Annotated in this window: 23 protein-coding genes; 19 read left to right on the forward strand and 4 right to left on the reverse strand. The window is 70.5% G+C overall.

All coding sequences use genetic code 11. The features are described from left to right. Positions 1 to 24 precede the first annotated feature (24 nt). The 14 genes from IE177_RS03840 to IE177_RS03905 all read left to right on the forward strand — a co-directional run bounded on the left by IE177_RS03840 (position 25) and on the right by IE177_RS03905 (position 12913). Positions 25 to 672, forward strand: coding sequence for an L-threonylcarbamoyladenylate synthase (locus IE177_RS03840; RefSeq protein ID WP_190013250.1), 648 nt, complete (start codon positions 25 to 27; stop codon positions 670 to 672). Then, positions 669 to 1349, forward strand: coding sequence for an arsenate reductase/protein-tyrosine-phosphatase family protein (locus IE177_RS03845; RefSeq protein WP_190013251.1), 681 nt, complete (start codon positions 669 to 671; stop codon positions 1347 to 1349). The genes IE177_RS03840 and IE177_RS03845 overlap by 4 nt, the downstream gene beginning before the upstream one ends. A 153-nt stretch (positions 1350 to 1502) precedes the next feature. Further along, complete coding sequence (gene glyA / locus IE177_RS03850) at positions 1503 to 2741, forward strand: serine hydroxymethyltransferase (RefSeq protein ID WP_190013252.1); 1239 nt, start codon at positions 1503 to 1505, stop codon at positions 2739 to 2741. A 161-nt stretch (positions 2742 to 2902) separates the two neighbouring features. Further along, complete coding sequence (locus tag IE177_RS03855) at positions 2903 to 4219, forward strand: MraY family glycosyltransferase (RefSeq protein ID WP_190013253.1); 1317 nt, start codon at positions 2903 to 2905, stop codon at positions 4217 to 4219. Between the two features lie 300 nt (positions 4220 to 4519). Beyond that, positions 4520 to 4957: a Cg1360 family ATP-synthase-associated protein gene (locus IE177_RS03860; protein ID WP_190013366.1), complete on the forward strand. Its 438-nt coding sequence runs from the start codon at positions 4520 to 4522 to the stop codon at positions 4955 to 4957. Positions 4958 to 5167: 210 nt separating this feature from the next. Further along, entirely contained in the window at positions 5168 to 6004 is an 837-nt protein-coding gene (atpB, locus tag IE177_RS03865; protein WP_190013254.1) for a F0F1 ATP synthase subunit A, read from the forward strand. 72 nt (positions 6005 to 6076) lie between these two features. Then, on the forward strand, positions 6077 to 6325 hold the full coding sequence (locus IE177_RS03870; RefSeq protein WP_030610088.1) for an ATP synthase subunit C-like protein: 249 nt from the start codon (positions 6077 to 6079) through the stop codon (positions 6323 to 6325). 34 nt (positions 6326 to 6359) lie between these two features. Next, positions 6360 to 6905, forward strand: a complete 546-nt coding sequence (locus IE177_RS03875; RefSeq protein WP_190013255.1) for a F0F1 ATP synthase subunit B — start codon at positions 6360 to 6362, stop codon at positions 6903 to 6905. Further along, positions 6902 to 7717, forward strand: coding sequence for a F0F1 ATP synthase subunit delta (locus IE177_RS03880; protein ID WP_190013256.1), 816 nt, complete (start codon positions 6902 to 6904; stop codon positions 7715 to 7717). The genes IE177_RS03875 and IE177_RS03880 overlap by 4 nt, the downstream gene beginning before the upstream one ends. A gap of 141 nt (positions 7718 to 7858) precedes the next feature. Continuing rightward, positions 7859 to 9451 carry a F0F1 ATP synthase subunit alpha gene (gene atpA / locus IE177_RS03885; protein ID WP_190013257.1) on the forward strand — a complete coding sequence of 531 codons (1593 nt, stop codon included), beginning with the start codon at positions 7859 to 7861 and terminating at the stop codon, positions 9449 to 9451. Positions 9452 to 9472: 21 nt separating this feature from the next. Continuing rightward, on the forward strand, positions 9473 to 10390 hold the full coding sequence (locus IE177_RS03890) for a F0F1 ATP synthase subunit gamma (protein ID WP_190013258.1): 918 nt from the start codon (positions 9473 to 9475) through the stop codon (positions 10388 to 10390). Then, complete coding sequence (atpD, locus tag IE177_RS03895) at positions 10391 to 11827, forward strand: F0F1 ATP synthase subunit beta (protein WP_190013259.1); 1437 nt, start codon at positions 10391 to 10393, stop codon at positions 11825 to 11827. It begins immediately after the preceding gene. Between the two features lie 110 nt (positions 11828 to 11937). Continuing rightward, positions 11938 to 12312, forward strand: a complete 375-nt coding sequence (locus IE177_RS03900; RefSeq protein WP_023546729.1) for a F0F1 ATP synthase subunit epsilon — start codon at positions 11938 to 11940, stop codon at positions 12310 to 12312. Positions 12313 to 12466: 154 nt separating this feature from the next. Further along, positions 12467 to 12913 (forward strand): DUF2550 domain-containing protein, encoded by a 447-nt coding sequence (locus IE177_RS03905; protein WP_190013260.1) that lies wholly within the window; start codon positions 12467 to 12469, stop codon positions 12911 to 12913. A 58-nt stretch (positions 12914 to 12971) separates the two neighbouring features. Here the strand turns inward: IE177_RS03905 and IE177_RS03910 are convergent, their stop codons facing one another. Continuing rightward, complete coding sequence (locus IE177_RS03910) at positions 12972 to 14792, reverse strand: glycoside hydrolase family 18 chitinase (RefSeq protein ID WP_190013261.1); 1821 nt, start codon at positions 14790 to 14792, stop codon at positions 12972 to 12974. Between the two features lie 317 nt (positions 14793 to 15109). Here IE177_RS03910 and IE177_RS03915 point away from each other — a divergent pair, with 317 nt between their 5' ends. Continuing rightward, positions 15110 to 15613 carry a DinB family protein gene (locus tag IE177_RS03915; protein WP_190013262.1) on the forward strand — a complete coding sequence of 168 codons (504 nt, stop codon included), beginning with the start codon at positions 15110 to 15112 and terminating at the stop codon, positions 15611 to 15613. 45 nt (positions 15614 to 15658) lie between these two features. On the opposite strand, the gene IE177_RS03920 is transcribed toward IE177_RS03915, so the two are convergent. From IE177_RS03920 to IE177_RS03930, 3 genes are read right to left on the reverse strand one after another with little or no spacing between them, the layout of a single operon-like run. Next, complete coding sequence (locus IE177_RS03920; protein ID WP_190013263.1) at positions 15659 to 16231, reverse strand: cob(I)yrinic acid a,c-diamide adenosyltransferase; 573 nt, start codon at positions 16229 to 16231, stop codon at positions 15659 to 15661. 13 nt (positions 16232 to 16244) lie between these two features. Next, entirely contained in the window at positions 16245 to 16994 is a 750-nt protein-coding gene (locus IE177_RS03925) for an ABC transporter permease (protein ID WP_190013264.1), read from the reverse strand. 25 nt (positions 16995 to 17019) lie between these two features. Further along, positions 17020 to 17805 carry an ABC transporter ATP-binding protein gene (locus tag IE177_RS03930; protein ID WP_190013265.1) on the reverse strand — a complete coding sequence of 262 codons (786 nt, stop codon included), beginning with the start codon at positions 17803 to 17805 and terminating at the stop codon, positions 17020 to 17022. Positions 17806 to 17884: 79 nt separating this feature from the next. On the opposite strand from IE177_RS03930, the gene IE177_RS03935 reads away from it, so the two are divergent. From IE177_RS03935 to IE177_RS03950, 4 genes are all read left to right on the forward strand, one after another. Next, complete coding sequence (locus IE177_RS03935; RefSeq protein WP_190013266.1) at positions 17885 to 18526, forward strand: TetR/AcrR family transcriptional regulator; 642 nt, start codon at positions 17885 to 17887, stop codon at positions 18524 to 18526. A 121-nt stretch (positions 18527 to 18647) separates the two neighbouring features. Next, positions 18648 to 19496 carry a 3-hydroxyacyl-CoA dehydrogenase family protein gene (locus IE177_RS03940; protein ID WP_190013267.1) on the forward strand — a complete coding sequence of 283 codons (849 nt, stop codon included), beginning with the start codon at positions 18648 to 18650 and terminating at the stop codon, positions 19494 to 19496. A gap of 212 nt (positions 19497 to 19708) precedes the next feature. Continuing rightward, the gene (locus IE177_RS03945) at positions 19709 to 20032 is read left to right on the forward strand and encodes an STAS domain-containing protein (protein WP_190013268.1); all 324 of its coding nucleotides are present in this window, start codon (positions 19709 to 19711) and stop codon (positions 20030 to 20032) included. 251 nt (positions 20033 to 20283) lie between these two features. Then, positions 20284 to 22848, forward strand: a complete 2565-nt coding sequence (locus IE177_RS03950) for an ATP-binding protein (RefSeq protein ID WP_190013269.1) — start codon at positions 20284 to 20286, stop codon at positions 22846 to 22848. The last annotated feature ends 50 nt before the right edge of the window (positions 22849 to 22898 follow it).

Genomic DNA, 22898 nt, shown 5'->3' on the forward strand with positions numbered 1-22898 from the left:
TACGTGTACGAGGAGGCCCGTTAGATGGCACGGCGATACGACACCAACGACGCGACCGACCGCCAGACGGGTCTGCGCGAGGCCGCGTCCGCCGTCCGCCGGGGCGAGCTGGTGGTACTGCCGACCGACACGGTGTACGGCATCGGCGCCGACGCGTTCTCCTCGGAGGCGGTCGCCGACCTGCTCGCCGCCAAGGGCCGGGGCCGCAACATGCCCACGCCCGTCCTCATCGGCTCCCCGAACACGCTGCACGGTCTCGTCACGGACTTCTCCGAGCAGGCCTGGGAGCTGGTCGACGCCTTCTGGCCGGGCGCCCTGACGCTGGTCGCCAGGCACCAGCCGTCGCTGCAGTGGGACCTCGGCGACACCCGGGGCACGGTTGCCGTGCGCATGCCACTGCACCCGGTCGCCATCGAGCTGCTCACCGAGTTCGGCCCCATGGCCGTCTCCTCGGCCAACCTCACCGGCCACCCGGCGCCGGAGGACTGTGACGCCGCCCAGCGGATGCTCGGCGACTCCGTCTCCGTCTACCTCGACGGCGGCCCCACCCCGGGCAACGTGCCGTCGTCCATCGTGGACGTCTCCCGCGAGGTGCCGCTGCTGCTGCGCGAGGGCGCCATCTCGCCCGACGAACTGCGCAAGGTCGTACCCGACCTCGAGGTGGCCAATTGACGGCCCCCGAAGCGGGGCGTGGCATAGGCGTCGGGGAGAGCGCCGCGGAGATCACGACGACGTTCGTCGGGCTGCCGCGCGACGCCTTCCGCATCCTCCACGTCAGCACCGGCAACGTGTGCCGCTCGCCCATCACCGAGCGGCTGACCCGCCACTTCGTCGCGGAGCGGCTCGGCGTCCTCGGCGGCGGGCTGATCGTGGAGAGCGCGGGCACCTGGGGTCACGAGGGCGCGCCCATGGAGGCCAACGCGGAGACCGTGCTGGCCGAGTTCGGCGCGGACGCCTCCGGTTTCACCGGGCGCGAGCTGCTCGACGAGCACGTGATCATGGCCGACCTGGTCCTGACCGCCACCCGTGACCACCGCGCCCAGGTGATCTCCATGGGCCACTCGGCGGGCCTGCGCACCTTCACCCTGAAGGAGTTCACCCGCCTGGTCCGCGCGATAGACCCGGCGACGCTGCCGCCCCTGGAGGACGGCGTGGTCACCCGAGCCCGTGCCCTGGTGCGCGCGGCGGCCGCTCTACGCGGGTGGCTGCTGGCCCCGACCGCCGAGGCCGACGAGGTCTACGACCCGTACGGGGCGCCCCTGACGTTCTTCCGGTCGATCGGCGACGAGATACACCAGGCACTGGACCCGGTGGTCACGGCTCTCACGGGCGTGCCGGCGCGCGCCTAGAACTGGAAGGCGCGCACCCAGGGCCCTGGAACCCGTGCGGCCCCACCACCGGGCGCCGCGCACCCGCCCGGCCTACATTGGGACGCAGGGCCCCGCTCCCGCATCCCGCCGGGTTCGCGGGCCCCAGTCCCCGTAGACGCCCGGGAGCCCATCATGGCGGTCACGCCTGCCCTCGAGACCGACGTCCTGCGGCAGCAGGACCCCGCGCTCGCCGACATCCTGCTCGGAGAGCTCACGCGGCAGTCGACGACGCTCCAGCTGATCGCCGCCGAGAACTTCTGCTCGCCCGCGGTCCTCGCCGCGCTCGGCTCGCCGCTGGCCAACAAGTACGCCGAGGGCTACCCCGGCGCCCGGCACCACGGCGGCTGCGAGCTCGTCGACATGGCCGAACGGCTGGCCGTCGAGCGGGCCGGGGCGCTGTTCGGCGCCGCACACGCCAACGTGCAGTCCCACTCGGGTTCCTCGGCCGTCCTGGCCGCCTACGCGGCCCTGCTGCGCCCCGGCGACACGGTCCTCGCCCTCGGGCTCCCCTACGGCGGTCACCTCACCCACGGGTCGCCCGCCAACTTCTCCGGCCGCTGGTTCGACTTCGTCGGCTACGGTGTCGACGCCGAGACCGGTCTCGTCGACCACGACCAGGTGCGCCACCTGGCCCGCAACCACCGGCCCAAGGCCATCGTGTGCGGTTCCATCGCCTACCCCCGCCACATCGACTACGCCTTCTTCCGCGAGGTCGCCGACGAGGTGGGGGCGTATCTGATCGCGGACGCGGCGCACCCCATCGGACTGGTCGCCGGGGGAGCGGCGCCCAGCCCGGTCCCGTACGCGGACATCGTGTGCGCCACCACGCACAAGGTGCTGCGCGGCCCGCGCGGCGGCATGATCCTGTGCGGCGACGAACTGGCCGAACGCGTCGACCGGGCCGTGTTCCCGTTCACCCAGGGCGGCGCGCAGATGCACACCATCGCCGCCAAGGCCGTCGCGTTCGGCGAGGCCGCCACACCGGCGTTCGCCGCGTACGCCCACCAGGTGGTCGCCAACGCCCGGGTGCTCGCCGGCCACCTCGCCGCCGAGGGGCTCGCCGTCACCACCGGCGGCACCGACACCCACCTGATCACCGCCGACCCCGCCCCGCTCGGCGTGGAGGGCCGCACCGCGCGCGGCCGGCTCCTCGCGGCCGGACTGGTGCTGGACTGCTGCGCGCTGCCGCACGGCGACGGCCGCGGACTGCGCCTGGGCACGGCCGCGGTGACCACCCAGGGCATGGGAGAGGCGGAGATGGTGCGCATCGCCGCGCTGCTCGCCGCCGTCCTGCGCGGCGAGCGGGACCCCGCCGGGGCGCGGGAGGAGGTGCGCGACCTGACCGCCGGATTCCCGCCGTATCCCGGCTGAGAAAGGGTAGGCGGACTTCCGTACGTCCCGGTGTGTCCTGTTGCGCCGCGTGGCCCACAGCCACTCGTGCAACCATCGTCGCTACCCGGAAGTCCTCATCGGTAAGCGTCCGTCGCTAGGGTGTGGGGCTGTGATGGCCAGCGAGACCTGTGGGGAAGCCCGTGCGTGAATACCTGCTGACGCTCTGCATCACGGCCGCGGTGACGTATCTGCTGACAGGGCCGGTACGCAAGTTCGCGATCGTGGCGGGGGCGATGCCGGAGATCCGGGCACGTGACGTGCACCGGGAACCCACTCCGCGCCTCGGCGGTATCGCGATGTTCTTCGGACTGTGCGCGGGCCTGCTGGTCGCGGACCACCTGCCCAACCTCAACTGGGTCTTCGACAAGTCCAACGAGCCGCGGGCGCTGCTCTCCGGCGCGGCGCTGATCTGGCTGATCGGCGTCCTGGACGACAAGTTCGAGATCGACGCCCTGATCAAGCTGGGCGGTCAGATGATCGCCGCGGGCGTGATGGTGATGCAGGGTCTGACCATCCTGTGGCTGCCGGTGCCCGGCGTCGGCACGGTGGCCCTGACCCAGTGGCAGGGCACCCTGCTGACGGTGGCCCTGGTCGTCATCACGATCAATGCGGTCAACTTCGTCGACGGCCTCGACGGCCTGGCCGCCGGCATGGTGTGCATCGCCGCCGCCGCGTTCTTCATGTACGCCTACCGGGTCTGGTACTCGTACGGCATCGAGGCCGCCGCCCCGGCCACGCTGTTCGCCGCCGTCCTGATGGGCATGTGCCTGGGCTTCCTGCCGCACAACATGCACCCGGCGCGCATCTTCATGGGCGACTCCGGCTCGATGCTGATCGGCCTCGTGCTCGCCGCCGGCGCGATCTCGGTGACGGGCCAGGTGGACCCGGACCTGATGAACCTGTTCACCGGTTCCGAGCGGAGCTCGGTGCACCAGATGGTTCCGGTCTACATCCCGCTGCTGATGCCGCTCACGATCATCGCCGTACCGGCCGCCGACCTGGTGCTCGCGATCGTCCGGCGCACCTGGCGCGGCCAGTCCCCGTTCGCCGCGGACCGCGGCCACCTGCACCACCGCCTGCTGGAGATCGGCCACTCGCACAGCCGGGCCGTGCTGATCATGTACTTCTGGTCGGCGCTGATCGGCTTCGGGGCGCTCGCCTACTCGGTGAACTCGGCGTCGATGTGGATCGTGCTGGGCGTGGTGTTCCTCAGCGCGGTCGGCCTGGTCCTGCTGCTGCTCCCGCGCTTCACCCCGCGCGTCCCGGTGTGGGCGCAGCGTTTCGTGCCCCCGCGGTACCGCAGGCGCCGCGGCACCGCCGAGCCGGCGGCGACGGCGGAGGCCGAGGTGGAGGAGGCCGTGGAGACCGAGGAGCGCGCCCCCGTCACGGCCGGTGTGTCCGGCGTCAACGGGGCGACCGCGGTCGGCCCCCGTTCGCGTTTCCCTGACCGCCGCTGAGACGGCCAAGGTAAGAATCTGACTAGAGCATTGCCAACTCGTGGGGGAGCAATGCCCCCTAATACCAGACAAAGGGGTGCGGTTTCTGCACAGACGCGCGCCCTCACTCTCATGTGTGACAGCCAGCACACCCAGCAGGTAAAGACCTCATCAAATAGTTTGTGATACCGTTCACGAGAACCCGGGATGGAGTCGAGGACCGTGATGCGACGGTCCGCCGGCGTGAGGTATCGATCACTCGGCCCGGGACTACGCTCGTCCATGACGACACCTGCCCCCTGTGAAAGCGGAGTTGCCGCCATGCCGTCCAAAGACGCCCGGAACCTTCTGCAGATCGCTGTGCCCGCAGCGGCTGCGGGCGCGATCGCAGTCGCCGTGAGCGCTGCTGTCGCGGGGGGCAAGGGTGCGCTCGGTGCGGCCGTCGGCACGGTGCTGGCCATCCTGTTCATGGGAATCGGCCTCTTCGTGCTGCAGTGGACGGCAAAAACGCTCCCGCAGCTGTTCCAGGCCATGGGGCTGATGCTCTACATGGCTCAGCTGCTGCTCCTCCTGATCTTCCTCGCCGTCTTCAAGGGCACTTCTCTCTTCAACGCGAAGGCGTTCGCCGTGTCGCTCGTCGTCACGACGGTCGCGTGGATGGCCGCGCAGGCCCGGGCGTACATGAAGGCCAAGATCTTCTATGTCGACCCCGACTCCGCGAAGAGTGAGAAGCCCGAGAAGTCAGGGCCGAAGTCGTGAGGGGTAGGGGCGGGATAAAGGCCTGTGAGATCTCCTGCTATCGTCCGGTGCCAACTGCGGCATCGCGGGCGCGGGCAACAGAGCTGACGCCTGCTCAATCGCGAGGCTCAATGCCCCCTAGCCGCCCCCACATCCGTAACACCAGTCCGGTGCCGATCCGCGGCCGTGTGCCGCGCCGACACAACGAGGTTGCCGTATCTATGCGCCACGATGAAGGAGCCCGCGGTGAGTGCTGATCCGACGCAGACGCTCGCTTTCGACACGAGCTGCCACCTGTTCGACGGGTGCGGCTTCCCGGCTCCGGGCCTGCACTCGTTCCTGTTCCAGCCGCTCTGGGGCGACGCGGACAGCAACTTGTACTTCAACAAGACGATGCTGCTGGCGCTTCTCGGGTCCATCATCATCGTGGGCTTCTTCTGGGCCGCCTTCGCCAAGCCGAAGGTCGTCCCGGGCAAGCTCCAGCTGGTGGCCGAAGCCGGTTACGACTTCGTGCGCCGCGGTGTCGTCTACGAGACCATCGGCAAGAAGGAAGGCGAGAAGTACGTCCCGCTGGTCGTCTCGCTCTTCTTCTTCGTCTGGATGATGAACCTCTGGTCGATCATCCCGGTCGCCGCCTTCCCCGTCACGGCGATCATCTCGTACCCCGCCGTCCTGGCCGGTATCGTCTACGTCCTCTGGGTCTCGCTGACGTTCAAGAAGCACGGCTTCGTCGGCGCCTTCAAGAACTTCACCGGCTACGACAAGACGCTCGGCCCGGTGCTGCCGCTGTCGATGACGATCGAGTTCTTCTCGAACCTCCTGGTGCGGCCCTTCACCCACGCCGTGCGACTCTTCGCGAACATGTTCGCCGGTCACACGCTGCTCCTGCTCTTCACGATCGCCAGCTGGTACATGCTGAACGGTATCGGTATCGCCTACTCCGGTGTCTCGTTCGTGATGGTCATCGTGATGACCGCCTTCGAGCTCTTCATCCAGGCTGTCCAGGCGTACGTCTTCGTGCTACTGACCTGCAGCTACATCCAGGGCGCGCTCGCCGAGCACCACTGAGCACCCCGAACACCCATCCAGACATCCGGTGGCCAACCCCCACCGGTCCTTGAAAGAGAAGGAAGAACCGGCATGTCCGCTCTCCAGACCCTTGCCGCCGGCGTCGAGATCAAGGGCAACCTCGGCTCCATCGGTTACGGCCTCGCCGCCATCGGCCCGGGCGTCGGCGTCGGCATCATCTTCGGTAACGGCACGCAGGCTCTCGCCCGCCAGCCCGAGGCGGCCGGCCTCATCCGCGCCAACCAGATCCTCGGCTTCGCCTTCTGTGAGGCGCTCGCCCTGATCGGTCTGGTCATGCCGTTCGTTTACCCGAGCTCCTGACCCGACCGTCGCCCTTTAGACGAAAGGCACTGATATGAGCCCCCTGGTTCAGCTCGCGGCTGAGGAGGCCGAAAACCCCCTCATCCCGCCGATCCCAGAGCTCGTCATCGGCCTCATCGCCTTCGTCATCGTCTTCGGCTTCCTCGCTAAGAAGCTCCTCCCGAACATCAACAAGGTTCTGGAAGAGCGCCGCGAAGCCATCGAGGGCGGTATCGAAAAGGCCGAGGCCGCACAGACCGAGGCCCAGAGCGTCCTTGAGCAGTACAAGGCCCAGCTCGCCGAGGCCCGGCACGAGGCCGCGCGTCTGCGCCAGGAGGCGCAGGAGCAGGGCGCCGCGCTCATCGCCGAGATGCGGGCCGAGGGCCAGCGGCAGCGCGAGGAGATCGTCGCCGCCGGTCACGCCCAGATCGAGGCCGACCGCAAGGCCGCCGCGGGCGCGCTCCGCCAGGACGTCGGCAAGCTCGCCACCGACCTGGCCGGCAAGCTCGTCGGCGAGTCCCTCGAGGACCACGCCCGCCAGAGCCGTGTCATCGACCGCTTCCTCGACGAGCTCGAGGAGAAGGCCGAGGCCACGCGATGAACGGAGCGAGCCGCGAGGCCCTGGCAGCCGCACTCGAGCGTCTCGACGCGCTGACGGACTCCACGTCCGTGGACGCCGCGCAGCTCGCCGACGAGCTGGCGGCCGTCACCGCGCTGCTCGACCGCGAGGCCGGCCTGCGACGGGTCCTCACCGACCCGGCGCAGCCCGGAGAGGCGAAGGCGCAGCTGGTCCAGCGCCTGATCGGCGGCCAGGTCAGCGGTACGACCGCCGACCTGGTGTCCGGGACCGCCCGGTCCCGCTGGTCGCAGCCCCGCGACCTGGTGGACGCGCTGGAGGAGCTGGCGAACATCGCCGACCTCACGGCCGCGCAGAAGGCGGGCACGCTCGACGACGTCGAGGACGAGCTGTTCCGGTTCGGCCGGATCGTCTCCTCCAGCACCGAGCTGCGCGCGGCACTGACCGACCGCAGCGCCGGAGCGCAGGCCAAGAACGAGCTGCTGCGCCGGCTCCTCGGCGGACGGGCCAAGCCCACCACCGAGCGCCTGGTCGCCCGCCTCGTGACCGCGCCGCGTGGACGTAGCCTGGAGACGGGACTGGAGTCCCTGTCCAAGCTCGCCGCCGACCGCCGGGACCGCATGGTCGCCGTCGTGACCTCGGCGGTGCCGCTGAGCGACGGGCAGAAGCAGCGCCTCGGCGCCGCCCTGACCAAGCTCTACGGCCGCCGGATGCACCTCAACCTGGACGTCGACCCCGAGGTCGTCGGCGGGATCCGGGTGCAGGTCGGTGACGAGGTCATCAACGGCTCCCTCGCGGACCGGCTGGAGGACGCGGCCCGCCGCATGGCGAGCTAGCAGCACCTCGGTAATTCGAGAAAACGCAAGACGTACTTACGGCCCTGGTTGGGCCGTGCAGAGGATTCACCTCTTTCAGGGGGGAGTCCCCATCCCCCCCAAGTGAAACTTCGGGCCCAACAAGGAGAGCAGGGAACCCAGATGGCGGAGCTCACGATCCGGCCGGAGGAGATCCGGGACGCGCTGGAGAATTTCGTCCAGTCGTACAAGCCGGACGCGGCCTCGCGCGAGGAGGTCGGTACGGTCACCGTCGCCGGCGACGGTATCGCCAAGATCGAGGGTCTGCCCTCGGCCATGGCGAACGAGCTGCTGAAGTTCGAGGACGGCTCCCTCGGTCTCGCGCTGAACCTGGAAGAGCGCGAGATCGGTGCCGTCGTACTCGGCGAGTTCAGCGGTATCGAGGAGGGTCAGCCGGTCACGCGCACCGGTGAGGTCCTCTCCGTCGCGGTCGGCGAGGGCTACCTCGGCCGTGTCGTCGACCCGCTCGGCAACCCGATCGACGGCCTCGGCGAGATCGAGACGTCCGGCCGCCGCGCCCTCGAGCTGCAGGCCCCCACGGTCATGCAGCGCAAGTCGGTGCACGAGCCGATGGAGACCGGCTACAAGGCCGTCGACGCGATGACCCCGATCGGCCGTGGTCAGCGTCAGCTGATCATCGGTGACCGCCAGACCGGCAAGACCGCCCTGGCCGTCGACACGATCATCAACCAGCGCGACAACTGGCGCTCGGGCGACCCGAAGAAGCAGGTCCGCTGCATCTACGTCGCCATCGGCCAGAAGGGCTCCACCATCGCCGGCGTGCGCCGCGCGCTGGAGGAGAACGGCGCCCTGGAGTACACGACCATCGTCGCCGCCCCGGCGTCCGACCCGGCCGGCTTCAAGTACCTGGCGCCGTACACCGGTTCGGCCATCGGTCAGCAGTGGATGTACGAGGGCAAGCACGTCCTCATCATCTTCGACGACCTGTCGAAGCAGGCCGACGCCTACCGCGCCGTGTCGCTGCTGCTGCGCCGCCCGCCGGGCCGTGAGGCCTACCCGGGTGACGTCTTCTACCTGCACTCCCGTCTGCTGGAGCGCTGCGCCAAGCTCTCCGACGACATGGGCGCCGGTTCGATGACCGGTCTGCCGATCGTCGAGACCAAGGCCAACGACGTCTCGGCGTTCATCCCGACCAACGTCATCTCCATCACCGACGGCCAGTGCTTCCTGGAGTCGGACCTGTTCAACGCCGGTCAGCGCCCCGCGCTGAACGTCGGTATCTCCGTCTCCCGAGTCGGTGGTTCCGCGCAGCACAAGGCGATGCGCCAGGTCTCCGGCCGCCTCCGTGTCGACCTCGCCCAGTTCCGTGAGCTGGAGGCGTTCGCAGCCTTCGGTTCCGACCTGGACGCGGCCTCGAAGGCCCAGCTGGAGCGCGGCCAGCGCATGGTCGAGCTGCTGAAGCAGGACCAGTACCAGCCGATGTCGACCGAGGACCAGGTCGTCTCCGTCTGGGCCGGCACCAACGGCCGCATGGACGACGTGCCGGTCGCCGACGTCCGCCGCTTCGAGCGCGAGCTGCTGGACTACCTGCACCGCAAGGAGTCGGGCCTGCTGACCTCCATCCGCGAGGGCGCCAAGATGTCGGACGACACGATCCAGGCGATCGACGACGCGGTGGCGGAGTTCAAGAAGCAGTTCGAGACCTCGGACGGCAAGCTGCTCGGCGAGGACACTCCTGCCGCTGCTTCCAAGTGACGTAAGGAAGGGACCTGACTCATGGGAGCCCAGCTCCGGGTCTACAAGCGTCGCATCCGATCCGTCAGCGCGACCAAGAAGATCACCAAGGCGATGGAGATGATCGCCGCCTCGCGCGTCGTCAAGGCGCAGCGCAAGGTGGCGGCCTCCACGCCGTACGCGACCGAGCTGACGCGCGCGGTCACGGCGGTCGGTACGGGTTCGAACACCAAGCACTCGCTCACCACTGAGGCGGAGAACCCGGTCCGTGCCGCGGTCCTGCTCCTCACGAGCGACCGCGGTCTGGCCGGTGCCTTCAACTCCAACGCCATCAAGGCCGCGGAGCAGCTGACCGAGCGCCTGGAGCGCGAGGGCAAGCAGGTCGACACGTACATCGTCGGCCGGCGCGGTGTCGCCCACTACAACTTCCGCGAGCGCAAGATCGCGGAGTCGTTCACGGGCTTCACCGACGAGCCGTCGTACGCGGACGCCAAGAAGGTCGCGGCGCCCCTGATCGAGGCCATCGAGAAGGAGACGGCCGAGGGCGGCGTGGACGAGCTCCACATCGTCTTCACCGAGTTCGTCTCGATGATGACGCAGACCGCGCTCGACGCCCGGCTGCTGCCGCTGCGTCTGGACGAGGTCGCCGCGGAGGCAGCGCCCAAGGGCGAGATCCTGCCGCTGTACGACTTCGAGCCCTCGGCGGAGGACGTCCTCGACGCCCTGCTGCCGCGGTACGTGGAAAGCCGGATCTACAACGCGCTGCTCCAGTCGGCCGCTTCGAAGCACGCCGCCACGCGGCGCGCGATGAAGTCGGCCACCGACAACGCGGGCGAGCTGATCAACACGCTCTCCCGTCTTGCCAACGCGGCCCGCCAGGCCGAAATCACCCAGGAAATCAGCGAGATCGTCGGTGGCGCGAGCGCCCTGGCCGACGCGACCGCGGGGAGTGACCGATAAATGACCACCACTGTTGAGACCGCGACGGCTACGGGCCGCGTCGCCCGGGTCATCGGCCCGGTCGTCGACGTGGAGTTCCCCGTCGACGCGATGCCGGACATCTACAACGCCCTTCACGTCGAGGTGGCCGACCCGGCCAACGCCGGCGAGAAGAAGACGCTGACCCTGGAGGTCGCCCAGCACCTGGGTGACGGCCTGGTCCGCACGATCTCCATGCAGCCCACCGACGGTCTGGTCCGCCAGGCCCCGGTGACGGACACCGGCAACTCCATCACGGTGCCCGTGGGCGACTTCACCAAGGGCAAGGTGTTCAACACCCTCGGTGAGGTGCTGAACGTCGACGAGCGGTACGAGGGCGAGCGCTGGGGCATCCACCGCAAGGCCCCGAACTTCGACGAGCTCGAGTCGAAGACCGAGATGTTCGAGACCGGCGTCAAGGTCATCGACCTGCTGACCCCGTACGTCAAGGGCGGCAAGATCGGTCTGTTCGGCGGCGCCGGCGTCGGCAAGACGGTGCTCATCCAGGAGATGATCTACCGTGTCGCCAACAACCACGACGGTGTCTCCGTGTTCGCCGGTGTCGGTGAGCGCACCCGTGAGGGCAACGACCTCATCGAGGAGATGACCGACTCGGGCGTCATCGACAAGACCGCGCTGGTCTTCGGTCAGATGGACGAGCCCCCGGGCACCCGTCTGCGCGTCGCGCTGGCCGGCCTGACCATGGCCGAGTACTTCCGTGACGTCCAGAAGCAGGACGTGCTGTTCTTCATCGACAACATCTTCCGCTTCACGCAGGCCGGTTCCGAGGTCTCCACCCTGCTCGGCCGCATGCCGTCCGCGGTGGGTTACCAGCCGAACCTGGCCGACGAGATGGGCCTCCTCCAGGAGCGCATCACGTCGACCCGCGGTCACTCGATCACCTCGATGCAGGCGATCTACGTCCCCGCCGACGACCTGACCGACCCGGCCCCGGCCACCACCTTCGCCCACCTCGACGCGACGACGGTTCTGTCCCGTCCGATCTCCGAGAAGGGCATCTACCCGGCCGTGGACCCGCTGGACTCCACGTCCCGGATCCTGGACCCGCGCTACATCGCCGCGGATCACTACAACGCGGCCATGCGCGTGAAGACGATCCTGCAGAAGTACAAGGACCTCCAGGACATCATCGCGATCCTCGGTATCGACGAGCTCGGCGAGGAGGACAAGCTCGTCGTCCACCGTGCCCGTCGCGTGGAGCGCTTCCTGTCCCAGAACACCCACGTCGCCAAGCAGTTCACCGGCGTGGACGGTTCGGACGTGCCGCTGGACGAGTCGATCGCCGCGTTCAACGCGATCTGCGACGGCGAGTACGACCACTTCCCGGAGCAGGCGTTCTTCATGTGCGGTGGCCTCGAGGACCTCAAGGCCAACGCCAAGGAGCTGGGCGTCTCCTGAGCCCCGCGCTCGTGTGAGGGGGCGGGCGCGTCCCGCCCCCTCTCCCACGCCCATTAGAATTGACCCCAACACCCGGCACTACCGCCGGGTGGTGACCCGAGGAGCCACCCTTGGCTGCTGAGCTGCACGTCGAGCTGGTCGCCGCCGACCGCCAGGTCTGGTCCGGTGAGGCCACCCTGGTCGTCGCGCGCACCACGTCCGGCGACATCGGCGTCATGCCCGGTCACCAGCCGCTGCTCGGTGTGCTGGAGTCGGGCCCGGTGACCATCCGTACGAGTGAAGGTGGAACGGTCGTCGCCGCGGTGCACGGCGGTTTCATCTCGTTCGCGGACAACAAGCTGTCCCTGCTGGCCGAGATCGCCGAGCTGTCGGACGAGATCGATGTCCAGCGCACGGAGCGGGAGCTGGAGCGCGCGAAGGCGGAGGGCGACGCCGCCGCCGAGCGCCGCGCGGACGTCCGACTGCGTGCCGCGGCGGCGCGCTGAACCAGCCGCGCTGTACGTTGACGTCACTCAGCCGCGGCCGGCCCGGAGCAATCCGGTGCCGGTCGCGGCTGAGGCAGATGTAGGTGTTTTTTCCGTTTCATTACTCAGTCATAGAAGCAGCTTCGCTACCTAGGAGACGAGGAGGTCGGTGCCGATGATCCTCGCTCTGACTGTGTGCGGGATCGTGGTCGCGCTCGTGGTGGTGGGGCTGTTCCTGTTCGGACTGCGCCGCAGGCTGATCCAGCGCTCCGGCGGGACCTTCGACTGCTCCCTGCGCTGGGACGTGCCCGAGAAACCGGACACGGGCGGCAAGGGCTGGAGCTACGGCGTCGCCCGTTACAACGGCGACCGCATCGAGTGGTACCGCGTCTTCTCCTACGCCTTCCGCCCCCGCCGCACCCTGGAGCGTGCGCAGATCGAGGTGGCCGGGCGCCGGCTGCCCGACGGCGAGGAGGAGCTGGCGCTGCTGTCCGACTCGGTGGTCCTCGCCTGCACGCACCGGGGCACGCGCCTGGAGCTGGCGATGAGCGAGGACGCGCTGACCGGGTTCCTCGCGTGGCTTGAGGCGGCCCCGCCCGGGCAGCGGGTGAACGTGGCGTAGCCGCATCCGCTCGCCCGGCCGGGGCCGGGGGAGCGAATGCGGCTCGGCTGACACTCGCCTACAGGTTGCTGCTGATGGCGCTCACCAGCTCGCCGTTGCCGGTGTCGCCGCTGAACTCCCAGAAGAAGGCTCCGCCGAGGCCCTGGTTCTTGGCCCAGGTCATCTTGCCGGCGATGGTGGCCGGGGTGTCGTACGACCACCAGTTGCTGCCGCAGTGGGCGTAGGCCGTGCCGGCGACGGTGCCGGTGGCCGGGCAGGACGACTTGAGGACCTTGTAGTCCTCGATGCCCTGCTCGTAGGTGCCGGCCGCCGGTCCGGTGGCCGTGCCGCCGGGGGCGTCCTGGGTGACGCCGGTCCAGCCGCGGCCGTAGAAGCCGATGCCGATGAGCAGCTTCTTCGCGGGCACACCGGCCGCCTTGAACTTGGCCATCGCGTCGGCGGTGGTGAAGCCGTCCTTCGGGATGCCGGAGTACGAGGTGAGCGGGGAGTGCGGGGCGGTCGGGCCCTTGGCGTCCCAGGCGCCGAAGAAGTCGTACGTCATCACGTTGTACCAGTCGACGTACTGGGCGGCGCCCGCGTAGTCGGCGGCCTCGATCTTGCCGCCGGCCGAGCCGTCGGCGGTGGTGGCCGCGGTGACCAGGTTGTTCGCGCCGAACTTGGAGCGCAGCGCGGACATCAGGTTCTTGAAGGCGGCCGCCCCGCTGGTGTCGCAGCTGAGCCCGCAGGCGTTCGGGTACTCCCAGTCGATGTCGATGCCGTCGAAGACGTCGGCCCAGCGGGGGTCCTCGACCAGGTCGTAGCAGGACTGCGCGAAGGCGGCCGGGTTCTTCGCGGCCTCGCCGAAGCCGCCGGACCAGGTCCAGCCGCCGAAGGACCACAGCACCTTGATGTTCGGGTACTTGGCCTTGAGCTGGCGCAGCTGGTTGAAGTTGCCGCGCAGCGGCTGGTCCCAGGTGTCGGCGGCGCCGCTGACGGACTGGTCGGCGGTGAACGCCTTGTCGTAGTCGGCGTAGGAGTCGCCGATCGCGCACTTGCCGTTCGTGACGTTGCCGAAGGCGTAGTTGATGTGCGTGATCTTGGAGGCGGAGCCGGACGTCACCAGGTTCTTGACGTTGTAGTTGCGTCCGTAGATGCCCCACTCGGTGAAGTAGCCGAGCTTGACCTTGTCGCCGGGGGGCGGGGGAGTGGTGCCGCCGCCGGTGGTGTGGACGGCGACCGCGCCGCTGGCCGGGCCGGTCTGGTCGGCGGTGTCGCGGGCCCGCACGGAGTAGGAGTAGTCGGTGCCGGCGCTCAGGCCGGTGTCGGTGTAGGAGGTGGTCGTCACCGTGGCGACGACCTTTCCGTCGCGCAGGACGTCGTAGTTCTTGACGCCCTTGTCGTCGGTGGCCGCGCTCCAGCCGAGCTTGACCGAGGTGTCCGTGATGCCGGAGGCGGTCGGGGTGCCCGGCGCGGACGGTGCCGCGTCACCCGGCACCGTCGCACCGTCGCAGCTGTCGCCGTTCAGCTTGCAGTTGGACGGGGAGCCGGAGCCCGCGCCGTTGAAGCCGAAGGAGACGGCGGCGCCGGGAGCGAGGGTGCCGTTGTAGGACTTGTTCTTGGCGGTCCAGTGGGTGCCGGAGTTCGTGACGTCCGCGTCCCACGCGGAGGTGACGGACGTACCGGAGGGGAAGTCCCACTCGACGGTCCAGGAACTGATGCTTGAGGTGCCGGTGTTCTTGACGGTCCACTGACCGCCGAAGCCGGTTCCCCAGTCGCTGGTCTTGGTGAAGGTGGCCGTCGCGTTCGTCGCGGCCTGTGCGGGGCTCGCGAGACCGACCAGGCCGGCCAGGGGGAGCATCAGGGTCGCGAACCCTGCCGCGGCTCTGTGTCTGAAGCGCATGCTGCGCCTCCCTCGTCATGGGGTGAGTGTCAGGGGCATGACTGAGCCTTCACGCCCCGGGTGCTGCGAGAGTAGAAAGGTCTGGACCACAGGTCAATAGGTCTGGACCACTCACCCCGGACGCCCGATCGGGCCCCCAACTACGCGGCCGGAGCGTCCGCTTGACCCCGAGCGCACGACTCCGGCCCGGTCGGCACACGGCTGACGTGCGCCTTCGCCGCGCCCCCGGCGTCGGCGGCCTCCGATGCGCGAACGCGAGGGACGGGCGCTCGAAAACACGGTCGACAACCAGCGGGCGACCGGACATGATCGTCGCGATGACACGCACCGACATGCCTCCCGCCTGGGACGAGCGCACGCAGCTGACCACCTTCCTCGACTACGTCCGCGCCACCGCGCGCGACAAGTGCGAGGACCTCTCCGCCGAGGACGCCCGCAAGGCGCTCCTGCCGGACTCTCCGCTGATGACCCTGAGCGGGCTGATCAACCACCTGCGCTGGGTCGAGTACTACTGGTTCCGGGTCGTCTTCCTCGGGGAGGAGGACGAGGGCCCCTGGACCGACGAGGACCCGGACCGCGAGATGCGCATCGCCGTGGACCTCCCGCTGTCCCAGCTGCTCGCCGAGTACGCCGAGGAGTCCGCGCGGCACAACGAGCTGATCGCCGCGCACGACCTGGACACCGGCGCCCGGCGCAAGCAGAGCGACGGCCGCGCGGTCGACCTCCGCTGGATCCTGCTCCACCTCATCGAGGAGACCGCCCGGCACAACGGCCACCTCGACATCCTGCGCGAGCTGGCCGACGGGCGCACCGGCGTCTGAACGGGCCGGCGGCCCGGGGGCGTCCTTCCGGTGCGAAGAGGCCCCCTAACGCTCCCCGCCCGGCACCCACAGCACGTCGCCGACCTGCTTGTTCGCGATCCGGGCCAGGATGAACAGCAGGTCGGAGAGGCGGTTGAGGTAGGTCGCGGTGAGCGGGTTCATGGTCTCGCCGTGCGCCTCCAGGGCCGCCCAGGTGGAGCGCTCGGCCCGGCGGGCGACCGTGCAGGCCTGGTGCAGCAGCGCCGCGCCCGGCGTCCCGCCCGGCAGGATGAAGGAACGCAGCTTCGCCAGGCGCTCGTTGAAGCGGTCGCAGTCCGCCTCCAGCTTGTCGATGTAGAACTGCTCCACCCTGAGCGGCGGGAACTCCGGGTTCTCCACCACCGGTGTCGACAGGTCCGCGCCCACGTCGAACAGATCGTTCTGGACGCGGGTGAGGACCTCGACGACGTCCTCCTGGAGGTTCCCCAGGGCGATCGCGGTGCCGAGCACCGCGTTGGCCTCGTTGGCGTCCGCGTAGGCGGAGATCCTGAGGTCCGTCTTGGGCACCCGGCTCATGTCGCCGAGGTTGGTGGTGCCCTTGTCGCCGGTCCGGGTGTAGATGCGCGTCAGATTGACCATGAGCCCAGCGTAGTTACGCCCCGGCCCTCCGGAACACTCGTGTGCCCACCGTCACGGCACCCACCGCGGAAGCGACCGCCACGAGGACGCCCCAGAGCATGTGCGCGCTCGTGTACCGGCCGACGTAGGCGTCGCGCACGGCGTCCACCAGGTAGCGGAACGGCACGAAGTGCGAGAGGACGTCCAGCCAGCCCGGGGCGAGGGTCATCGGCAGCACCAGACCGGACAGCAGCATCGACGGCATCGACACCGCGTTGATCAGCGGGCCGAACTCCTGCGGCGAGGCGACCTTCATGCCCAGCGCGTACGACAGCGAGGCCAGCGACAGGGTGAGCAGGGCGACGAAGGCGAAGCCGATCAGGACGCCGCCGGCCGGCGCGCGCAGCCCCATCGCCAGCGCGGCCAGCACCAGCAGCACCGCCTGGAACACGAAGACGGTGGCGTCGCGCAGGACCCGGCCGAGGAGCAGCGCGAGGCGGCTGACCGGGGTCACCCGCATCCGCTCCTCCACCCCCTGGCCCTTCTCGACGATGACCGTGAAGCCCGCGAACAGCGCGCCGAGCAGGCCGAGTTGCAGCAGCAGGCCGGGCACGAGCACCTGCCAGGAAGTGCCCCTGCCGCCCAGCGGCAGGCCGGTGAGCAGCGGACCGAAGAAGAGCAGGTACAGCAACGGCGTCAGCACCCCGAAGAGCAGGGCGAAGCGGGAGCGCAGGGACTGGCGCAGATAACGGCCGTAGACGAGGGCCGTGTCGTGGAGAAGCATTCCGGGTCCTTTTCCGGCGGCGGGGCTAGACGGCGACGGGGGCGCCGTCGGCGGGCGCCGGGCCGCGCCCGGTGATGGCGAGGAACGTGTCCTGGAGCGTTGCGTCGGCCGAGCCCGTGTGCTCCAGCTTGAGCGCGCCCGGCGTGCCGTCGGCCACGACGACGCCCCGGTCGACGACGACCAGGCGGTCGGCGAGGGCGTCGGCCTCGTCCAGGTAGTGGGTGGTCAGGAAGACGGTGGTGCCGTGCCTGTCGCGCAGCCGGCGGACCAGGTCCCACAGGCCGGCGCGGCTCGCGGGGTCCAGGCCGGTCGTCGGCTCGTCCAGGAAGAGCACCCTGGGGCGGTGGGTGAGCGCCATCGCGATGTCCAGGCGGCGCCGCTGGCCTCCGGAGAGTGCGCCGGTGCGCCGGTCGAGCAGGCCGGCGAGGTCCAGCTCCCGGGCCAGTTCGCCCGCCCGCCCGACCGCCTCGGCCTTCGGCAGGCGGTACATCCGGCCCTGGGTGACCAGCTCCTCCCGCACGGTGACGTGCGGATCGACCCCGCCGGACTGGGCGACGTAGCCGATCACCCGGCGCACCCCGGCCGGATCGGCGGTCAGGTCGTGCCCGGCGACGGTGGCCGCGCCGCCGGTCGGCCGCAGCAGGGTGGTGAGCATCCGCAGGGTGGTCGTCTTGCCGGCGCCGTTGGGTCCGAGGAGGCCGACGATCTCGCCCTCCCGGACGGTCAGGTCGACGCACCGCACGGCCTCCACGGGCCCGGCCTTGGTCTGGAAGGTGCGGGCGAGGCCCGCCGCACTGATGACTGCTGCCATGCCCCCAGAAAAACAGAGACACTAAAATTTTGCAATGACTCCAAAATTTCAGCCGGAGCACCGAAGTTAGGATGCGGGCATGGCAGAGGGGCTCAGGGAGCGCAAGAAGCGGCAGACTCGGCAGTACATCTCCGACGTCGCCACGGGCCTGTTCCTGGAGCGCGGGTTCGACGCGGTGACGGTCGCCGAGATCGCCGAGGCCGCCGACGTCTCCGTCAACACCGTCTACAACTACTTCCCCGCCAAGGAGGACCTCTTCCTCGACCGCTCGGCCGGCATGACCGAGCGGCTGGCGCGCTGGGTGCGCGGCCGGGATGTCGGGGAGTCCGCCGCGCGCGCCGTGCTGCGCGAACTGCGCGGCGAGGTCGAGGCCGTCTCGCCGCGGGTCGGGCTGATGGAGGGCTACGACCGGTTCATGCGCGTCATCCACGAGGCGCCGTCGCTGCGCTCCCGGCTGTGGAGCCTGCAGCAGGAGATCCACGACACCCTGGAGGCGGCCCTGCGCGAGGAGACCGGCGCCGCCGACGGCGACCCGCTGCCCGACCTGATGGCCGGTCAGATCTGCTGGATCCACCAGGCCGCCTTCGTCGCCATCGGCCGCGAGATGCTCGCCGGGCGCAAACCGGCCGAAGTGTCACGAGAGGTACTGGTCCTCCTCGACGACATCGAGGACCTGTTGAGTGAAAAGGTGCTCAACTACGCCGTCCGTGGCTCGTTCTGAGCCGTGGCGGTGTGATGTCCGTCAAATGAGACGTGACGCGCGTTACTTACCGGTCACACAGCGGCTCCGGAGCGCTATGGTCCGCCGATAGGCAGACGTCAACAGCGTTCAAGGAGTCGGAGTGGCAGGGAAGCTCGCCGTCATCGGGGCCGGTCTCATGGGGTCCGGTATCGCCCAGGTCGCCGCGCAGGCCGGCTGGGACGTCGCCCTGCGTGACGTCACCGACGAGGCACTCACGCGTGGCACCGACGGCATCAAGGCGTCGTACGACAAGTTCGTCGCCAAGGGCAAGCTGGCGGCGCAGGACGCCGAGGCCGCCCTGGCCCGCATCACCCCGACCACCGACCTGGACGCCGCCGCCGACGCCGACATCGTCGTCGAGGCCGTCTTCGAGAAGCTCGAGGTCAAGCACGAGATCTTCCGCGCGCTCGACAAGCTCGTGCGCGAGGACGCCGTGCTCGCCTCCAACACCTCCGCCATCCCGATCACCAAGATCGCGGCGGCCACCGAGCACCCCGAGCGGGTCGTCGGTGTGCACTTCTTCTCGCCGGTGCCGATGATGCAGCTCGTCGAGCTCGTCCGCGGCTACAAGACCAGCGACGAAGCCCTCGCCACCGCCCGGCGGTTCGCCGAGTCCGTCGGCAAGACCTGCATCGTCGTCAACCGGGACGTGGCCGGCTTCGTCACCACCCGCCTCATCTCGGCCCTCGTGGTCGAGGCGACCAAGCTCTACGAGTCCGGCGTCGCCACGGCCGAGGACATCGACCTCGCCTGCAAGCTGGGCTTCGGCCACGCCATGGGCCCGCTCGCCACCGCCGACCTCACCGGCGTGGACATCCTGATGCACGCCACCGGCAACATCTACACGGAGTGCCAGGACGAGAAGTTCGCCCCGCCGGAGCTGATGCGCCGGATGGTGGACGCCGGTGACATCGGCCGCAAGAGCGGGCAGGGCTTCTACACGTACTGAGGTCCGCGCGGGCGTCGTACCGGGACCCGTCGGAACGACGTACGCACACCACCTGTACGCGCACACACCGGACATTCACCCCGGGAACATCACCCCCTGGGGTGAATTCGGTATCGGTTCGCTTACAAGCAGCAACCGCATCGCCACTCACGCAGTCAGACGTTGCACAGCATCGTCACGAGTACGCCAACCGCACTCAACGGGGAGCGCTTATGTACATCAGGGGCGACCACGCCGAGCTGGTCGTCGGGGGCCGCCTCGACGTCCGCAGCGCGGCGGACGCCCGTACGGCCCTGCACTCGGCCGTCGACGGCGGAGTCGGCGACCTGGTGCTCGACCTGTCCGAACTGGACTCCTGGGACGCCACCGGGCTCGGGGTGATCATGGGGGCCCACCGGCGGGCCGGCCGCTGCGGTCGCCGCCTGGTGCTGCGCCGCGTGCCGCCGCAGATGCAGCGCCTGCTGGTCGCCACCCGGCTGCACCGCATCCTCGCGATCGAGGGCGGCATCGGCGTGGAGTCGCTGCCCCGGGTGTGAACACGCCGACGGGCGCGGGCGGGAACCGGACGCAGCCAGCGAAGCGCACGTCGGGGGCAATCCTCACGAGACCGTGATGTCTCGGACGGCACGGCACCCCGCCCTGTCGGAGATACTGAGCGAAGGTTTAGGGTTCGGTGCCCGCCGCCTCCAACCCTCGACCGAGCGGGCCCGGACCAGAAGCGACGGCGCGGTGTGCGGCAGGCCGGGAGGGGCCGGATCACGCACGACGCTTTGGGGGGCTTGAACCCATGGACCCGAACACCCCGGGACCCGAGGAGCACGGCCAGTCACACAGCCGCCGCCCGCCCCGGGATCCCCTCGCCTCCGACCTCGTCCCGCACTCGCCCGCACTGGCCCGCACGGCGCGGCTCGCCGTCGGCGACCTGCTGCTGACCGTCAACCCGGTCGACGGCAGCGAGATAGAGCCCTGCCCGCCCGCCGAGCGGCCCGGGCGCCCCCGCAAGCGCACCGCCGCCGAGCGCGCCGAGGCCGAGCGCGCCGCCCGGCCGCCGGCACCCGCCGGACCCGCCCGGCCGGCGTACTCCCTGCTGGAGCGCCAGGACGAACGCGAGCGCATGGTCCGGCTGCTGGCCCGGGGCCGCTCGGTACGGCTGACCGGCCCCGGCGGCTCCGGCCGCACCGCGCTCCTCGACCTGGTGGCCGAGGACTGCCTGGACCTCGCCCCCGACGGCGTCGTCCGCCTGAACGGCCTGCACCGCACCGCCGGCGACCTCCTGGACGACCTGTTCCACGCGGTCCACGAGGCCCCGCGACACCGCCCGGAACAGGACGAACTGCTCGCCCTCGTCCGGGAGATCGGCGCGGTCGTCGTCGTGGACGACCTGGAGTTCGGCGGCGCCGCCCTGGACGAACTGCTCGACGCCACCCCGGAGTGCGCCTTCCTGCTGGGCGCCACCCCCGACGTTCCCGCGCCCTCCGCCGAGTCGGACGTCGAGGAGGTCTTCCTCGGCGGCCTCGACCGCGCCGCCGGGGTGGAGATTTTGGAACGGTCCGTGGGCCGCGTCCTCAGCGAGGACGAGGCCAACTGGGCCGGCGACCTGTGGTTCGAGTCCGAGGGGCTGCCGCTGCGGTTCGTCCAGGCCGGCGCCCTGCTGCTGCAGCGCGACCAGTTGCGGGCCAGCACCGGGGCGGTCGACGAGTACGGCGTCTTCGAGGACGTGCGCCACCCGGCCGACGCCCCCGCGGCGGAAGCGGCCGCCGCACTGGAGGACGACGTCCCGCTGCCCTCCCTCGGAGAGGCCGCGGCCCCGGCTCCGCTGCTCGCCTCCCGGCTCAGCGCCGCCGCCCGCGCCACCCTCCGCTTCGCCGTCGCCCTCGGCGGCGAGGTGCCCCACCAGGCCCATCTGCCGGCCCTGGTCGGCGACACCCACGCCGACGCCGCCCTCGGCGAGCTGGCGGGCTGCGGGCTGGTCTCCCCGGCCGGCCCCCGCTACCGCCTCGCCGCCGGAGTGCGGACCCAGCTGGAGGCCGCCGGGTACGCCGACGACGCTCCGGCCCAGGCCCTCGCCGCGGCGCAGCACTACGCCTGGTGGGCGGGACACCCCTCGGTCACGCCCGAGCGGGTGTGCGCGGAGGCCGACGCGGTCCTCGCCGCGCTCACCGCCGCCGTGCCGCAGACGGTCCCGCCCACCGAGGACGAGGAGCCCTGCGCGATCAGGCTCGCCCGCACGGCCGGTCCCGCCTTCGCCGCCGGACTCCGCTGGAGCGCCTGGGAACGGGCCCTGCGGTCCGGCGCGGAAGCCTCCCGTGCGGTCGGCGACGTGTCAGAAGAAGCCTACTTCCACCACGAGTTGGGGATCCTCGCGCTCTGCGAGGGCCGGCTCGACCGCGCTCGTTCCGAGCTGGAGGCCTCCATCGGGCTGCGCGGAGCGCTCGCCGACAAGCGGGGCACCGTCGCCGGACGGCGCGCCCTGGCGCTGGTCGCCGACCGCGCGGGCGAGGTGCCCGCGCTGCCGGCGGCGGGCGAGGAGACGCCGGAGGTGCGGCACGAGGCCCCGGCGCCGCCCCCCTACGCCCCCGCCGGCGGTCCGGTGATCACCCGGCAGCCCCCGGCCGCCGGCGCCCGGGGCGGCCTCCGCCGGCTGGCCCGCCGCAACCTGGTGGCGGCAGGCTCGGGCGTGCTGCTCGTCGCCGTGCTCGGCACGGTCGTCACCCTGGGCATGACGTCCGACGAGAACGCGGGCAGGAACCCGGCCGGCACGGTCGACGTCAACCCGTCCGCGACCCAGGGCCTGGACGACGGCAGCCTGGGCACGGACCCCGGGGACACCGGCTCCGGCGGCACCCGGACGGCGTCCGGCCGGCCCACCTCGCCGGGCCCCGACGGCACGTACGGCACGGCCGACGACCCCGCGCCGCCGGCGGACACCGTCCAGCCGTCGGAGAGCGTCGTGCCGTCCGGCTCCGGCACCCCCACCCGCAAGCCCACCAAGTCGCCCAAGCCGTCGAAATCGCCGACGAGCAAGCCGAGCGGGGGGACGACCGGTGGTTCCACCGGGGGCAGCACGGGCGGCTCCACCACCGGTGGCTCCACCGGCGGCAGTACGGGCGGCACCTCCACGGGCGGCTCCACCGGCGGCACCAGCACGGGCTCGACCGGTGGCACCACGAGCGGCGACACCGGCGGTACGACGACCACCGGGGGCACCACCACGGGCGGCACCACGGCGGGCGACACCGGCGGCACCACGACCGGCACGGACTCGGGCACGACGGCCGGCTCGGACGCCGGGACGTCGAGCAGCGCGTCAGCGCCCCAGAGCGGCTACGGCACGGCCGGCTCCGTGATGTGAGGCGGCGCCGCCCGCCGGGTGACGGCGGGCGGCGGCGTGACGGGCCGGTG

Source organism: Streptomyces lucensis JCM 4490, assembly GCF_014650035.1.
Taxonomy (GTDB): Bacteria; Actinomycetota; Actinomycetes; order Streptomycetales; family Streptomycetaceae; genus Streptomyces; species Streptomyces lucensis.